Source organism: Planctomycetia bacterium (genome assembly GCA_015200345.1).
Taxonomy (GTDB): Bacteria; Planctomycetota; Phycisphaerae; order UBA1845; family UTPLA1; genus PLA3.
Genome location: CP054187.1, coordinates 3,345,853 through 3,361,258, shown reverse-complemented (window position 1 = coordinate 3,361,258; position 15,406 = coordinate 3,345,853). Strand labels below are relative to the sequence as shown.

The window sequence follows — 15,406 nt, the reverse complement described above, 5'->3', positions numbered from 1 at the left end:
CGTCGCCCATGAAGCTGCCAACCAATTTGCCCACCCAACTGCACACGAATCGGCATCCGCTCACCCATCCGGTCTCGCTGGACCGTATCCTGTCCAACGCCGCCGACGGCGTGTTCGTCATTGATCGACGGAAATGCTACGTCTTCGTCAACGATGCGTTCGAGCGGCTTACCGGTTTCGCGCGAAGCGAGCTGATGGACCGGACCTGCGCTTGCAATGAGATCATCCAATGCCGGGACGAACACGGCCGCCCTCTTGGTGGGTTTCTCTGTCCGGCGCGATCCGTCTTTGACGGCGACACCAGCCAGGCGCTGCTGCGCATGCAAATCAGCCACCGCGACGGTCGCATCTTGTGGGTCGAGACGCATTATTCGCCCATTCGTGATCCTGTCGGCCGGATTGAGTTTGTCCTTGGCATGGTGCGCGATGTGTCTGAATCCAAGGCGCACATGGATGAACTTAAGACGCACATGGCCGATCTGCGCCGCCGGCTTGACGAACCCTCTCGACCGATTGCCGATTCTGAAAAGCCGGACGGCGATTCCATGTCGGCATCGTGCGAGCGAGACGCGTTGCCGCGCTCCACGAATTCGACCGAGCGGACTCCCCTGGATCGCATTCTGGAAGACGTTGAACGGCGCGAGATCCTCCGCGCGCTGGAGGCCGCCGGCGGCCAGCGCACCCTCGCTGCGCAGATCATGGGCATCTCGCGGAGCCGGCTCTATCGCCGTCTTGACGCGCTGGGCCTTGATCAGGCACACTTGGATTGATGCCTGCTCGATCCCGCCGCAGCGCCGACGCCATCGCCCCACACACGATTCAGACCGGCGAGAACCTCGCCATCATGCAGCGATTGCCCGATGGCTGCTGCGATCTCATTTACCTTGACCCGCCCTTCTTCACGAACCAACCGCGCCGGGCGCCGGCCGGTCGCCATGCCGCGCGAAAGCAAAACCGCAAGCCGCCGGCATCGGACGCGCGCGAGACCGGTTACGACGACCGCTGGCCCGACGGCCTGCGCGGCTACCTCGCTTTCATGCAGCCGCGGCTTGAACAATGCCGACGACTGCTCCCCGAACACGGCACGCTTTACCTGCATGCCGATTGGCGCACCGTGCATCATCTCCGACTGATGCTGGACGACCTGTTTGGAGCGAAGAACTTCCTGAACGAGATCATCTGGCACTATCGCACCGGCGGCGTCGCCACGCGCTGGTTCGGCCGCAAGCACGATACGATTCTCGTGTACGCCAAGCACCGGGGCCGCCACCGGTTTCACGCGCTTCGAGGCGGCGCCTATCGCACTGACGGGCTGAATCACGACGAGACCGGCCGGCCGTACAAGAACACGCGCCGCGGGCGATTGTATTTTCATCACGAAGGACCGATGTTGACAGATGTATGGGACATGCCGTTTCTGTCCACCGTGTCACGCGAGCGGGTCAACTGGCCGACGCAGAAACCCCTGGCCCTGCTCGAACGCATCGTTCGTGCATCAAGCAACCCCGGCGATTGCGTGGCGGATTTCTTCTGCGGCAGCGGCACGACCCTCGTCGCCGCCCGGCGTCTGGGCCGGCGATTCATCGGGTGCGACCTGGAGGCCCGCGCCATCGCCATCGCCCGCCGACGGCTCCGCGCGGTCGAGATGGCTACCCCTCTTCCGCTCCCAACTGGAACGATAGCTGCTCCAGCTCTACGGCCAGATCGACCGCGGCGACCGCCACTTTCGGGTCCACGTTCAGGCTGATCGGCGCAAAATTCAGCAACCCCCGGACCCCCGCCGCCACCAGCTGATCCGCAACGCCCTGCGCCGATTCCGCCGGCACCGCCACAATCGCCAGACGAATGTCGCGATCTCGCACCGTCGCCGCCAGATCGCTCAACGGCTGAATCACCAGCTCCGTCTGACCGGCCACCGTGCGCCCCACCTTCCGTTCATCCGAATCGAACACCGCCACCAATCGAAACCCTTTGCGGGAGAACCCCCGGTACGCCGACAACGCCATGCCGAGGTTGCCCGCTCCGACCAGCAACACGTTCCAGGTCCGATCGGTGCCAAGAATCTTGCGCAGCTTGGTCATCAACTCGGCGATGTCATAGCCGATGCCGGGCCGGCCAAACGTGCCGAAGTACGCCAGGTCCTTTCGTATTTGCGGCGCCGATATGCGCAGGGCATCGCCCAGTTCGCGCGACGAAACCGTCCGCCGATCGTTGTGCCAAAGCTTATCCAGCTCACGCAGGTATAGGCTTAGCCGCATCACGGCGGGCGCTGGAAAATGGTTGGCCTTCATGCTCGTTCTTTCCGCCGACACACTCATCGTCCGGGGACGGGTGATAATATCTGTACGGCCGGGGCCTCTCAATCCGTCGCCCTCCCATCATTCCGCTGACACCCGGCTTCCTTCTCCGGCTTCGGCTTTCATGACTTGACAGCCTGACGGGCGACACGCTACGGTTCATTATTCAACGCACCGGGGGGATCGCATTATGCGGCACCCCGGGGGCGGGTACGTAATCCGCTCCCCTGGATAATCTTGATCATTGCGCAGCCCGAGATGAGCCTGCCGGACCCGGTTAACCGGAAACACACTGGACTTTCATGACGCGGTTTTCAACCATCAGCTGGATCGTCAGTCTCTGCGCCGTTGTCCTGGCCTCGCCTTTCGCGCAGGCGCAATCCAGTCTTGAGACCCTGCTCAAAAAGGCCTCTTTGAATCGTGAAGAAAAAGCCACGCTCGAGGCCGAAATCAAAAACAAAGTCAAGCAGCTGGTCGACGCCCCCAACGCCCAGGCCCTCACCGACCGGCGCGATTTTCTCCTGAAGCTGACCCGGACTTCCGGCATGACGCCGGCCGGACTTGCGGCGCTGGCCGATGCGGCGGCCGAACCTTTGCAGATCGTCGCCGCCGGCGATGCGTTTGACGCCGCCTACGCGGCGACGGTGGTTCTGGTCGAGCTGAAGCATCCCCGTGCAGTCGGAGCAATGGTCGCCGTTCTCGCCAGCGAGTTTCCGGCCGTGCGATACATGGCTGCACGCGGGTTGAAGAGCACGATGCCCCAGCTTCAGGCCAGCCCCGGCGAATTCACCACGGCCTTGGAAGGCCTGGCCCAGCGCGGCACAAAGGAGCGAGACCCGATCGTCCTTCGAGCGCTCTACGACGCCATCGACGTCCACGCCGCGGGCATCAACGCCAAGAACGGCGACGCCTGTGCCACCGCCCTGGCAACGGTCTTTCGCGGCCGGCTGGATGCGCTGGCCTCCGGAAGTCGCGATGAATCCAAAGATTTGCGCGGAATCGCCGCGTCAACCCCCTGTTACGAAAAGGCCGGCGAAGACGGGCGCGTTCAACTCGCAGCCGCCATGGCCGGCCTGCTCGATCATTGCATCAATCGCTATTTCGATCCCGATACGTCGGTCGAGGCGCGGCCCGGACTGGCCGATGTCGCGGCCGAACAGGAAAAGGCGCTTCGTCAATTCATGAAGACATCCGGCGTCAAAGAGCCGGGCAAGACGGTGGCCGCCGTGCTCAAATCGCAATCCACCGATCTTGCCAAGCAAGAAACCGACGCCCGCGCCGCGCTGGAGGAGATTCGCAGGATTCTCCGCGGCGATCCGTGGAAACTGCCTTAGCAGCCAATCAATAGTTGATGACGTCCCGCACCGCCGTCACAACCTTCAGCGGATCGGGCAGGTAATGCCGTTCGAGGTTGAAGAATGGCATCACGAGGTCATAGCCCGTCACGCGCGCGATCGGCGCCTCCAGAAACTCCAGGGCCTTCTCCACGATCCGCGCGATGATCTCGCCCGCAGGGCCGCACGTCCGCGGCGCCTCGTGCACCACCACCACGTGGCCGGTCTTCTTCACGCTCGCGATGATCGTCTCCGTGTCCATCGGCGAGAGCGACAGCAGATCAATCACGTCCGCCTCGACCTGATGTTCCAGCGACAAATCGTCCGCCGCCTCCAGCACCGGCCGCATCGACGCACCGTAGGAAATGATCGTCACGTCGCCGCCGGTGCGCACGACCTGCGCCTTGCCGATCTCCATCGTCTCCGGCTCGTCGGGCACTTCTTCCTTGAACGCGCGATAGCAGGCCTTCGGTTCGTAGAACATCACCGGATCGGGATCGAAAATCGACGCACGCAAAAGTGCCCGCGCATTGCGCGGCCCCGAAGGCACGACCACCTTCAACCCCGGCAGGTGCGCCCAGATCGCCTCGCGGCTTTCGCTGTGATGCTCGATCGCGCGAATCCCCGCGCCGTACGGCATGCGAATGACCAGCGGACAGGTGAACCGGCCCCGCGTGCGATTGCGGAACCGGCTGATGTGGTTTTCCACCTGGTGAAAGGCGTGATAGCCGAAGCCGCTGAACTGCATCTCGGCGATGGGCTTGAAACCCGTCAGGCACAGGCCGACCGACACGCCGGCAATGGCCGACTCCGCCACGGGAAAGTCGATCACCCGATCGGCGCCGAATTTCTTCAGCAGGCCTTCGGAGATGCGAAACACGCCCTCGTCCTGACCGACGTCCTGACCCAGCAGCAGCACGGTCGGATCTTCCGCCATCGCCTCGTGCAGCGCCAGGTTCAGCGCCTTCGCCATTGTCATTTCTGCCATACGAGAATCCTTAAGTGATCAGTGGCCAGTTGCCAGTGGTCAGTGGTCAGTCACACCTTAGAAGTTCAATGCAACCGCGACATCAGCGGATCGTGCGCCGACGGCGTGCTGCCGTTGTCCGGTCGATTCGATGCCTCCAGATACGCCTGGAACTCGGCAAACTGCTCTTTCAACGACGGCGGCATGTCCGCGAAACTGTGCCGGAACGGCTCGGTGAGATCCGGCTCGTACGCCTCGGCCTTGGCCACCGCCTCGGTGATCCGTTCGGAAAGCTCCGCCTCCAGCGCCTCGCGCGCCTTCTCGTCCATCACCTTCTTCTTCACCAGGTACTTCCAGAATCGCTCCAGCGGATCCTTCGGCTGCCAGCAGGCGACCTCTTCCTCGGTGCGATACTTCTTCGGGTCGTCGGCCGTCGTGTGGACGCCCATGCGATAGGTCACCGCCTCGATGAGCATCGGCCCCTTGCCGCTGCGCGCGTGCTCCACCGCCTCGCGCGTCGCGACAACCATGGCAAGAAGGTCGTTGCCGTCCACTTGCAGACCATCCATGCCGTACGCAATGGCCTTCTGCGCCAGCGTCTGCGCCGCCGATTGCTTCTGCCGCGGGAGCGAAATGGCCCAATGGTTATTCTGAATCACGATCACCAGCGGCAACTGAAACGCGCCGGCGACATTCAGTGCCTCGTGAAAGTCACCTTCGCTCGTGCCGCCGTCGCCGACGAATCCCAGCGCGACGTTCTTGCCGCCCTTGAGCTTGCAGCCCCACGCGATCCCCGCTGCGTAGAGACACTGCGACGACACCGGAACGCAGATCGGCGTATCGTTCACCCCCGCCGGCGTCGAGGATCCCGTCTCGTTGCCGCCCCACCACAAAATCAACTTCTCCATCGGCCAGCCGCGATACAACATTCCCGCAGGCTCCCGGAACGACGGCGCCATCCAGTCGTCCTTGTCCAGCACATACGCCGGGCCGAGCGACGCCGCCTCCTGCCCCAGCGCCGGACCGTACGTTCCGATGCGCCCCTGCCGTTGCAGCTTGAGCATCCGCTCGTCATAACGGCGCGCCAGGAGCATCGCGCGGAACAACTTTCGCAGCTCGTTCGCATCGAGATTCGGGTCCAGCGCGGCGTCCGCGTTGCCCTCCAGGTCGAGAATGTTCAGGTACTCGACGCGATTTGAAAGTTCGATCTGTTTCCGTGGCACCCCACGTCCCTCGCTTTCCGGCTGCCTGACGAAGCCGCATAGTCCGACCTGCCGATGCAACCCGCACGCGACCGCAAAGCGTCTCCGCTCGCGCGACGGGCCTACCAAGCTCCTGCGATCGGATCAGGCCGAGGCCGGGCGGATCGCGCCCGGCGGCATCCTCACCATCACCCCGCTCATTGTACCCGACCCACGCTCCCTGCCAACGTCAACCGCCACAGGCAGTGGCCCGCGCCGCCGCGCGATCGCGCGGCATTGCGTCCGCGCCGGCTCCAAACGATTCACAAGCGGCGCTGGTAAAGTTTGGGTGGCATGGCCGTCTCGGCCGTCGGATTCGATCCAAACGTTGCCAGTACTTACAAGCCGCGGCGCGTCGAATTCCCCCTGCGAATCCGTATAATCGCCCCGCAACCGTGCTTCGGCAGACCCCGCGCCCGGCAACTGTGAGACACTTGTATGGATAAACCCGGCTCCACGCTCATCCGCATCGGCCATTCGCCCGACCCCGACGATGCCTTCATGTTTTACGCCCTGGCACGCGAAAAAATCGACACCGGCCCCTACCGCTTCACCCACGAAATGGCCGACATCGAGTCCCTCAACCGCCGGGCCGAACGCGGCGAGCTGGAAGTCTCCGCCATCAGCATCCACAGCTATCCCTACGTCATGGCACGCTACGCGCTCCTCGGCTGCGGATGCAGCATGGGCGACGGCTACGGGCCGATGGTCATCTCCAAGCGCCCCCGACCCATCGAGAACCTCCTCGGCGACACCATCGCCATCCCCGGCGAACGCACCACCGCCAACCTCGTCCTGCGTCTCGCCCTCAACGACTTGGAATATACACCTGTCGTCATGGAGTTCGACCGCATCCCGCAGGCCGTCGCCGACGGCGAGGTCGATGCCGGCCTCATCATTCACGAGGCCCAGCTCACCTATCACGCCATGGGCCTGCACAAAGTCGTCGATCTCGCCGAGTGGTGGCAGGCGCGCACCGGCCTGCCGCTGCCGCTCGGCGGGAATGTCATCCGCCGCGACCTCGGCGCAGCCGCCATGAAGCAAATTTCCGGCCTCATCCGCCAGTCCATTCAATACGCGCTCGACCATCGCGACGAAGCCGTCGAGTACGCCCGCGAGTTCGGCCGCGGCCTCGATCGCGCCCTCACGGATAAGTTTGTCGGGATGTATGTCAACAACTGGACACTCGCCTACGGCCCGCGCGGCGAAGAAGCCGTCCGCCGGCTTCTGTCCGAAGCGACCGCCGCCGGCATGGTTCCCAACCCGGGCGAGATTGAGTTCGTGGCGTGATTTCGTCCCGTTGGGCGGGTGCATTGGTGAACCCGATCGAACCGGCGTAAGCGCGGGCAAATAAAGAAGTTAGCACAGCGCTGCCGCGAAATCCCGGGCTGCAAAGCCCTTGACGAACCCCGCCCATCGCTTAGAATGCGGGGCTTCACAAAACTCGGTTGAAACGACCAGCAGGAAGAACTGACATGCCCGTGATGACCCAGAAGTGCTTTCAGGCCAAGCCCCACGAAGTGGAGCGGAAGTGGTTCTCCGTCGATGCCGACGGCAAGATCCTCGGCCGCCTCGCGACGAAACTCGCGACCGTCCTGGTCGGCAAGCACAAGCCCAGTTACACGCCGCACGTGGACACCGGCGATTTCGTCGTCGTGACCAACGTCGAGAAGATCAAGACCACCGGCACGAAGGATCAGGAGATGGAGTACCAATCCTACTCCTACTACCCGGGCGGCAAAAAGGTCGTCTCGTTCAACGACATGATGGCCCGTCACCCCGATCGCGTCCTGCGCGAAGCGGTGCGCCGCATGATGCCGAAGAACGCCCTCGCGCGGCGGCAGTTGCTCAAGCTTAAAATCTACGCCGGCGGCAATCACCCGCATCAGGCGCAGAACCTCCAACCGCTGGACCTGACAAAAATCTAAACCCGGCGGCCGGAAACCGGCCGCCCTGAATCTGACCGTCGGAGTGAATCGTGGCTGAAACGACCGCTGACACCGCTCAAAAGAAAACCGCCGGGGGCACCTTTTACTGGGGCACCGGCCGACGCAAGACCGCCGTCGCGCGCGTCCGATTGCGGCCCGGTTCCGGCAAGTTCCTCATCGGCCAGCGCGAAGCCAAGGACTACCTGCTTGATGTCCAGCATCGCACCGATGTCCTCGCACCGCTCAAGGCCACCAACACCCTCGGCAAGTACGACATCTTCGTGAACGTCCGCGGCGGCGGCCAGACCGGCCAGACCGGCGCCATCGTCATGGGCGTCGCCCGCGCCCTGATCAAGGCCGACTCGAGCCTTGAACCCGTCCTTCGCGACGGCAAGTTCCTCACCCGCGACAGCCGAAAGGTCGAGCGCAAGAAGCCCGGCCAGCCCGGCGCACGCAAGCGATTCCAGTTCTCCAAGCGCTAAACGCCTGCGAGAAATCAGATTATCCAGGAGCCGACGGATTGCGATCCGCCGGCTTCTTTTTTTTTCGCGTTTCAGTATCCCCCAAGAGCGCGATTCGCACCGCTATCACTTCGCGCGCTTCACTTCGCCGCGACGAATCGCAAGAATCGTCCGCGGAAGCAGCTCGCGCTCCAGCGCTTGCACCCGCTGCGCCAGCGTGTCCGGCGTATCCCCCGCCTGCACCGGGCAACGCGCCTGCGCGATCACCGCGCCGTGGTCGTATTCGTTGTCCACCCAGTGAACCGTCGCGCCCGTCTCGCGGTCACCCGCCGCCAGCACGGCCTCGTGCACGTAGTGCCCGTACATGCCCTTGCCCCCGAACTTCGGCAGCAGCGCCGGGTGCAGGTTGATCACCTTGCCCAGCCAGCGCGGTGGAACGATCCAGTAACACAACCAACCCGCCTGAACGACCAAGTCGGGCGCGTACACATCGAGCGTCAGCGTCACGTGGTCGCTGAACCGCTGCGCGTCGGGATGGTCCTTCACCCGAATCACATCCACCGGCAGGCCGGCCGCCTCGGCCCGGGCAACGCCGGCCACGTCGCTGCGTGACGAGATGACGACACAGATCTCCACGCCCGGCAGCCGGCCGTCGCGAATTCGATCAATCAGATTCTGAAGCGTCGATCCGCCGCCGGAGATCAGCACGGCGATGCGAAACGGGCCGGATCGCCCGCCCTCGCGCCCGTCGCTCCCATCGTGCCGCCGATCGCGCCCGCGGCGACTCATGGCAGCACCTTCGCGGTCCGCAGAAACGCCGTGATGGCGTCCCAGTAGGCGTCGTCGTTGCCGTCGCCGGGGAAGCCGTTGTGATCGCAGTCGAACGCGACCAGCTCCGCGCCGGGGATCAGCGCCTTCAACTGCTCCGCGTGGCTGAACGGCACGATGTCATCACGCCGGCCATGCGCCAGCAGAACGGGCACACCCAGGCCCCCGATTCGCTCGTCCGTGTGAAAGCCGTGTCGCACAAGAAACGACGGCGCGCCGTAGCCGCGTGCCATCCGCGTCATGCTCGTGAACGTCGATTGCAGTATCATCGCAGCAGGCTTGCGCTGCGATGCCACTTGCACCGCCACCGCACCACCCAGCGACCGCCCGTGAAAGACTATCCGCGACGGGTCCACGTCCGGCCGCTTCAGCAGCTCGTCGTAGAACCGCACGCAATCCGAGACAATCGCCGCTTCGCTCGGTTTCCCGCCCGCGCGACCGTAGCCGCGATATTCGGGCAGCAGCACCGATACGCCGAGGCCCAGGTAAGGCTGAACGATCTCGTCCTCGAAGTCGATGATCTCCGCGTTGCCATGAAAGAAGATCGCCACGGGGCCCGGCCGCGAGGTCGCCACGCGCGCGGGCACATACCACGACATGACCGCGCCGCCGTCATCGAGCGGAAACTCCGTGACCACCGTTGACTGCCCGTAAGGGATCACCTTCAGCGGTGACGGTGCCATGTCCGCCGGGAAAATCAAGCTGTCCTGGAGCAAGTACAGCGCCACGCACCAGAACAGGTAACCCGTTACCAGGATGATGACCAGCCGGCGCAGGACGGCAGCCGGTCGGCGAGCGAGCTTCCGGCGGCCTTGCGAAGCAGCCGGCTGGGGCATGTCTGGCAGCGAGGTCACCACAACAGGATGATACGCGCGCTCCCGCAGGCAGCCAATTCAGCGGCCGCAGCGTCCTGGATGGCACGATGCAGAAAAAAACCTCCGCCGATCCAAACCGGGCAAGGCCCGATCTGAAACGGCGGAGGTCGGTCGCAATGAACTTCAGCCGCTGCCGGATTTACGGAGCCAGCATCCACTCGACGAGCTTGGCCACGTCGGCGTCATCGATTGCATCGTTGACAACGGTATCGGCCGCGCACTTCTGCGCGGGTGTGACCGAGTTCTCGTCGAGATAGGCCTGGGTGAACAGGGCCACGTCACCGCCGTTGATCTGGCCGTCGTTGTTCACGTCGCCCCGCAGCACGTTGGTGCAGGCGGACGGAACGTCGCCCCAGATCTCGACGTCGTCGATGTTCCAGCCCTGGTACGTGACCGACGAATCGGTCACGCCCATGCCCCATCGAATGTATACAGTCGGCTGATTGTCAGCCGCCGGCACATCGTAACTCTGCGACGTCCACGCCTGCTCGGTGAAGGACCCGCCCGAGTGCGTCCAGACGGGCGTCCAGGTGGTTCCGTTCGTCGAGACCTCGATGTAAGCCTTGTCGAACGTCGCCGATTCGATGCCCAGCCATCGCTTGAACCGCAGCTGCACTTGAGTGATGTTGGAACAATCAATCGCCGTGGTCGTCAACCAGCGCGTCGGCGTCAGGTTGTTCGTGTAGCAGCCGATCAGGTTGTAGCCGTACACGTTCGATCCGGTGAACCCGCTGGTCGGATTCGCGCGACCGGTACCACAGCTTCCGCCGCTGTTGTTCGGCACGCCCCAGGCCCAGCCATTGCCGTTTGGCCCGCTGCCGCCCGGCCCGGCATCGCCGATCCAGCCCGGATCGGTGTCCAGATTGAAGACATGCACTGGTTGCGGGCCGCCGATGGTGATGCTCACGGTCGCGGTGTTCGACGTGTGCTGCCCGTCGGTCACGTTGAACGTGAAACTGGTGTTGCCCGAGAAGACACCCGGCCCAGGCAGGAACTCGACCGAGCTGCCGGACAGCGTATGCGGCGCCGAAGCAATGGTGCCCGTGACCGGGTCACGCAGCGTGCCAATGCTCGGCAGCGATTGAATCGTGTACGTCAGCGGGTCCATGTTCGGATCACTGGCCACGAGACCAATCGTAATCGGCGTGTTGGAACCGGTTGTATGAACCGTACTAACCGCTACCGGTGCATTCTCCGGAACAAGCCGCACGTCATCCACAAGCCAATCGTCGAAATTACCGGCCGTTCCGATGTTGCGAATCCGTAGCCGGAACGAACTGTGCAGCGCGCCCGGCGGGAGCAGCATGGTCGTCGTGTTGAACGTCGTCATATCCGGCAGCGAACCAAGGTGCTGCTGGAGGATCTGCCAGTTGCCGCCCGAATCACGGTACTCTATGAACAGGTCGTCGCCGGTGTCCGGCGTCTCACCATTGCCGCGTACCTGCCAGGAGTAAGTCAGCCGGACCGGGTCGCCGCCCGACAGGTCGAACAAGTGAGTGACAATCGAGTCCGTCCCGGCCGGATCGCCGTTGAACCGCGCCGCGTACGGCGGGCTGGGCGGATTGATCGGCGTCGTGCTGTCGATTGTGGCGTTCGACACGGTGTACCATTTCTGCGAATCGAACGTCGTCGTCGGGAATTCGTCGCTGAACGGAATGGTCAGCACCGGCAGGACGTTGAGCGTCACCGTGGCGACGTTCGAATCACCGCCGTCCGGAGCCGTTCCACCATCGTTCGCCTTGAAGGTGAACGAATCCGAGCCTATGTAGCCGCCCGTTGGCTGGTACAGCACCTGGTTGCCGTTGGCGACCAGTGTATACGGAACCGACGCAATGACCTGGTTGTTCCCCGCGTCGCGCAGCTCATACGTCGGGAGCGACGTGATGATGTATTCCAGCTGCGGATTGGGAATGCCGTCGTCCCCGGCGATCAGGTTGATCGGCACCTGCCTGTCCATCGGCACTTCAACGGTCAAACCGGCCGCCGACGGCGGACGCGGACCGCAATTTCCAAACGACGAGAAATCGCTCTCGAAGAAGTCCGGCGAGAGGTTCCCGCCGCCCGACAAACCGACGATGGCGTCCAGAACATCCACGCCGAGGTACGCGATCTGAATCCGGCCGTCGTAGTACATCTCGATCTGGAACGTGTTCGTGTTCGTCGTCGAGGCCTTCGGCACGTTCAGATACGTCACGACGAACCGATCCGCCAGTTCCTTGTAGCTGATTTGCGCGCCGGCCAAAGCCGGGTTCAGATCGTCGAAGAGGCCCGACACGCGCGGCGTGTCGAAGTGGTCCGCAAGCGTCTCGGTGCTGTCCGTGTCGCCCGCGGTGAAAGTGAGGTAACCGTTGCTTCCGATATGCACCGTTCCGTACGACACACCATAGAGCAGCACGTTGTGACCCGGCCCCAGGACAATCGGCGTCGAGGCATTGTTGGCCAATGTCACGACCGTGCCGCCGGCCGGATCGGTCGGCAGCGCGTTCACCGGAGAGGCCCGGCAGACCGAGTAGAAGTCAATCGAACCGTCCGGCTGGAACAGGTAGGCGCTGTTGTCGAGATCAAACGAATCGGCGCCGCCCGTGAACTGTTCGGTGTAAAGCTCCGGCAGATCTTCAGTCGTGAACGTGTGGCACGACCCGCCGTTGTCGTCCGTGGCGGTGTTGGCCGCCTGATCTTCAACGCTGACGGAGAAAAAGTACGTCGTCGCGATCGTCAGATTCGACAAGTCAAACGTATGGCTCGTGTTGTAGGTCTGCGAGCTGGCCGATCCGGTCAGGCTGCCGCAGCTCGTGCCATAATTCACCGTCGCCCGGCACGGCTCGTTTGTGGTAAACGTGATCGTCGCGTTGCGCGGCTCGATGTTGGAAACCGCGACGTTGGAGATGATCGGGCTATCGCAGTCCACCGTCGCGTTGGCGGTCACGTTGACGTTGAAACCGCCGTTGCCGTCGTCGGCGTCGACGTAAGTCGCCGTCACCGTATCGCCGTTCGCTATGTGCAGCACGCCGGCCGAGTCGCTCGTCGCGAGGTTGATGCTGCCCACGAACGTCGCCGATTCGGCGGCCGTCTCGGTCAGCGTCACCGTCTCGCCGCCCGGTTCGGTCGTCGAGGCGATGCTCACATTCACCGTCTGCACCGAACCGTCGTCGGTGTTCAGATCGCAGTCCACCACCCGCAGCGTCGCCGTGCTGGCACACGCGTACTTCGTCCGATCCAGCGACATCGTCCCCTGGCTCGAGCAGTTCACCAGCAGCGGCGAGGCGCACAGCGAAAACGGCTGCGGACCCTGCGGCACATTGAACCCGTGTACCTCCACCCGGTACGCCCCCGGCGCCGGAGCATCAATCACCACCTGTTCAATATTGTCCACGCTGTTGCGCTGCGTCCGAACCGCCGGCGCCGCAGGGTTCGCGATGCCGCCCAGGGTCCACGGGTAGTACTGCGTGTTGCTCGCATCGAACACCCGCAGGTCCAGATCGTTCACCAGCTCGGGGATCGTGTTCGCCGTGCCCGGAACGTCGTCCCACGCCAGCGTCACCTTCAACTGCGTGTCCAGCGGACTGACGATCACCACCGCCTGGAACGTCTCGCCCGTCCCGCTGACCGTGTTCTCCAAAAAATTCCCCGTCCGCATGAAGTCCACCGCCGGCTGAATCCGAACCGATCCGTAACCCGTCTGATAGTCCGGACCCGGATTGAACAGATCCACGGCCGTATGAGCCAGCAGGATCTTCAGCGTCGAGTTGCGGAAATCGGGATTCCCCGGGAACTGTGCCCGGTAGTCCTGCAACAGCAGGGCCGACAGACCGCAGACCGTCGGCGAGGCCATCGACGTGCCGCACTTGCTCGTGTAGGCCGTGTCGCTGGCACTGCCGCACGAGGTCACCCCGGCATCCCCGCCGACCTGGCACCCCGGCGCCGACAGGTCCGGCTTCATCCGATCGTCGTCGGCCGGACCCCAGCTTGTGAAGCTCGTCACGCTGTCATCGTTCGAGTTCAGCGCGCCGACCGTAATGTGATTCTTGGCGCAGGCCGGCGGGGCCGTCGTGCGGTACGTCGTGCCGCAGCGCCCGCTGCTTCGCTCGTTGCCGTTGGCCCAGACCACGCGGATCGGCTGGCCCAGGCTGCCGCGGACCATCGAGTCGATCAGGATGTCCATCGCGCCGTAGTCGCCTTCCCAGGCGCAGTTGAAGCCGTTGGGCGCGGTGTTCGTGCCGATCGAATTGTTCGAGATGACCGCACCGGCCACGTTGAACGCGTTGGTGTAGTCCACCAGCGCGTCACCCGGATCGGTGTAAAGGAACCCCGCGGACAAGCTCGGGCAGGTCGTGCCCGTCGCGCTCTGCTGGAATCCGTAGCTGACGATGTCCACCCCCGGTGCCATGCCCTTGTTGTTCGCGTTCGCCACCCCCGCCCCGCCGATCGTCCCGGACACGTGCGTCGCGTGGTCGCTCACCGTGCTGCAAGCCGGCTCGCTCGCCCCGATCACCCCCCGACCCTGGAAGTCCTGGTGCGTCGTCCGAATCTTCCCCCCGTCATACACCATCACCTTCACCCCCGCCCCGGTCAGGTTGTACGGCGCGGCCTGAACGATGTTCGCTCCCGTCCGCACGCGGTTCTCCGCGTTCAACTCGCCCATCGGCGGAAGCGGCGGCTCGATCCACTGCACCGAATCCTCCAGACCCAGAACCTTCAGATTCGCGTACGGCAGCTCCACCACCAGGCCGTTGATCGTGTACAGGTACGACATCACGCGGCCATCCAGCTCGTGGATCTTCGCCACGCCGTCTTCCAGCGACACGTCGGGATGGAAGATCACGTACGCCGCCACGAACGGATCCTTCAGGTCGTCTTCCGTCGCCGCCCACAGCTTGCCGGCATCGCCCAGGGCCGGGGACTCGTCCCCTTCGCCCTTCAGCTTCACCACGCCGTCCCGCGGCACGACCGACCACGGCACGATCTCCCCGGCCGCCAGATCGGGATGCAGCTTGGCTTCAAGATGGATCGGCGCAACGCGCGAAAAACCCGGTACCTGTGCCGCCAACTCGGCATTCAGCTTCGAGCCATCCACGTGCGCGAAGTACGCATTGTCGCCGAGGTAACTCTGCAACGTCAGGCCCCCGGCCGTCAACTGCTCGCGCATCGCGCGCGTCACCGGGGTCTCGAACTGCACGATCACGTGCGCCGAACCCGCCGCGTTCGCTTGCGCCGCCGCGCCCGCCTGCGATGAACCCGCGCCCGCCTGACCGGACCCCTCGCCCGCCTTAACCGCGCCGGCGCTCTGCATGCCTTCCGTCGCCGACACGCCTGCCAGCTCCAGCAGCTTCGCCTTCACCTGCTCGACGCTCTGCCGCGGCAGCGTCTGCGTCCCCGTCCGCCAGCGAATCACCGGCTCCGCCGCCTGGACCCGGCCCCAGCCGACGATTGAAATTAGACAAACAGAAAAAAGAAAGCGTCGTGCAAATGACATGC

The 15,406-nt window shown here is 64.0% G+C and carries 12 protein-coding genes; 6 read left to right on the top strand and 6 right to left on the bottom strand.

Annotation, left to right across the window (positions count from 1 at the left end; genetic code table 11):
• The first annotated feature begins 8 nt into the window (after positions 1 to 8).
• Together HRU71_13685 and HRU71_13680 are read left to right on the top strand one after the other, a co-directional pair.
• Positions 9 to 770 (top strand): PAS domain-containing protein, encoded by a 762-nt coding sequence (locus tag HRU71_13685; protein ID QOJ04476.1) that lies wholly within the window; start codon positions 9 to 11, stop codon positions 768 to 770.
• Positions 770 to 1,747, top strand: a complete 978-nt coding sequence (locus HRU71_13680; GenBank protein QOJ04475.1) for a site-specific DNA-methyltransferase — start codon at positions 770 to 772, stop codon at positions 1,745 to 1,747. The genes HRU71_13685 and HRU71_13680 overlap by 1 nt, the downstream gene beginning before the upstream one ends.
• On the opposite strand, the gene HRU71_13675 is transcribed toward HRU71_13680, so the two are convergent.
• A complete protein-coding gene (locus HRU71_13675) occupies positions 1,650 to 2,318 on the bottom strand; it encodes a redox-sensing transcriptional repressor Rex (protein ID QOJ04474.1) in 669 nt (222 codons plus the stop codon). The genes HRU71_13680 and HRU71_13675 overlap by 98 nt on opposite strands.
• Positions 2,319 to 2,599: 281 nt before the next feature.
• Here HRU71_13675 and HRU71_13670 point away from each other — a divergent pair, with 281 nt between their 5' ends.
• Positions 2,600 to 3,631 (top strand): hypothetical protein, encoded by a 1,032-nt coding sequence (locus tag HRU71_13670; protein ID QOJ04473.1) that lies wholly within the window; start codon positions 2,600 to 2,602, stop codon positions 3,629 to 3,631.
• Positions 3,632 to 3,638: 7 nt separating this feature from the next.
• On the opposite strand, the gene HRU71_13665 is transcribed toward HRU71_13670, so the two are convergent.
• A complete protein-coding gene (locus HRU71_13665; protein QOJ04472.1) occupies positions 3,639 to 4,619 on the bottom strand; it encodes an alpha-ketoacid dehydrogenase subunit beta in 981 nt (326 codons plus the stop codon).
• Between the two features lie 65 nt (positions 4,620 to 4,684).
• Positions 4,685 to 5,821: a pyruvate dehydrogenase (acetyl-transferring) E1 component subunit alpha gene (gene pdhA / locus HRU71_13660; protein ID QOJ04471.1), complete on the bottom strand. Its 1,137-nt coding sequence runs from the start codon at positions 5,819 to 5,821 to the stop codon at positions 4,685 to 4,687.
• Between the two features lie 456 nt (positions 5,822 to 6,277).
• Here pdhA and HRU71_13655 point away from each other — a divergent pair, with 456 nt between their 5' ends.
• The 3 genes from HRU71_13655 (at position 6,278) to rpsI (ending at position 8,249) form a co-directional block, all read left to right on the top strand.
• On the top strand, positions 6,278 to 7,129 hold the full coding sequence (locus HRU71_13655) for an ABC transporter substrate-binding protein (GenBank protein QOJ04470.1): 852 nt from the start codon (positions 6,278 to 6,280) through the stop codon (positions 7,127 to 7,129).
• A gap of 194 nt (positions 7,130 to 7,323) precedes the next feature.
• Positions 7,324 to 7,767, top strand: coding sequence for a 50S ribosomal protein L13 (rplM, locus tag HRU71_13650; protein ID QOJ05016.1), 444 nt, complete (start codon positions 7,324 to 7,326; stop codon positions 7,765 to 7,767).
• Between the two features lie 50 nt (positions 7,768 to 7,817).
• Entirely contained in the window at positions 7,818 to 8,249 is a 432-nt protein-coding gene (gene rpsI, locus HRU71_13645) for a 30S ribosomal protein S9 (protein QOJ04469.1), read from the top strand.
• A gap of 105 nt (positions 8,250 to 8,354) precedes the next feature.
• Here rpsI and purN read toward each other — a convergent pair whose 3' ends face one another.
• The 3 genes from purN to HRU71_13630 form a co-directional block, all read right to left on the bottom strand.
• Entirely contained in the window at positions 8,355 to 9,017 is a 663-nt protein-coding gene (gene purN, locus HRU71_13640; protein QOJ04468.1) for a phosphoribosylglycinamide formyltransferase, read from the bottom strand.
• Positions 9,014 to 9,892 carry an alpha/beta hydrolase gene (locus HRU71_13635; GenBank protein QOJ04467.1) on the bottom strand — a complete coding sequence of 293 codons (879 nt, stop codon included), beginning with the start codon at positions 9,890 to 9,892 and terminating at the stop codon, positions 9,014 to 9,016. Before HRU71_13635 ends, purN begins: the two co-directional genes overlap by 4 nt.
• A 178-nt stretch (positions 9,893 to 10,070) precedes the next feature.
• A complete protein-coding gene (locus HRU71_13630) occupies positions 10,071 to 15,404 on the bottom strand; it encodes a S8 family serine peptidase (GenBank protein QOJ04466.1) in 5,334 nt (1,777 codons plus the stop codon).
• Positions 15,405 to 15,406: the final 2 nt, after the last annotated feature.

What these genes read in the sequence shown, in the direction of transcription:
- HRU71_13675 (QOJ04474.1), bottom strand. Translation starts at nt 2,318, where the DNA reads ATGAGTGTGTCGGCGGAAAGAACGAGCATGAAGGCCAACCATTTTCCA.
- HRU71_13635 (QOJ04467.1), bottom strand. Translation starts at nt 9,892, where the DNA reads ATGCCCCAGCCGGCTGCTTCGCAAGGCCGCCGGAAGCTCGCTCGCCGA.
- purN (QOJ04468.1), bottom strand. Translation starts at nt 9,017, where the DNA reads ATGAGTCGCCGCGGGCGCGATCGGCGGCACGATGGGAGCGACGGGCGC.
- rplM (QOJ05016.1), top strand. Translation starts at nt 7,324, where the DNA reads ATGACCCAGAAGTGCTTTCAGGCCAAGCCCCACGAAGTGGAGCGGAAG.
- HRU71_13665 (QOJ04472.1), bottom strand. Translation starts at nt 4,619, where the DNA reads ATGGCAGAAATGACAATGGCGAAGGCGCTGAACCTGGCGCTGCACGAG.
- HRU71_13680 (QOJ04475.1), top strand. Translation starts at nt 770, where the DNA reads ATGCCTGCTCGATCCCGCCGCAGCGCCGACGCCATCGCCCCACACACG.
- HRU71_13655 (QOJ04470.1), top strand. Translation starts at nt 6,278, where the DNA reads ATGGATAAACCCGGCTCCACGCTCATCCGCATCGGCCATTCGCCCGAC.
- HRU71_13630 (QOJ04466.1), bottom strand. Translation starts at nt 15,404, where the DNA reads ATGTCATTTGCACGACGCTTTCTTTTTTCTGTTTGTCTAATTTCAATC.
- HRU71_13685 (QOJ04476.1), top strand. Translation starts at nt 9, where the DNA reads ATGAAGCTGCCAACCAATTTGCCCACCCAACTGCACACGAATCGGCAT.
- HRU71_13670 (QOJ04473.1), top strand. Translation starts at nt 2,600, where the DNA reads ATGACGCGGTTTTCAACCATCAGCTGGATCGTCAGTCTCTGCGCCGTT.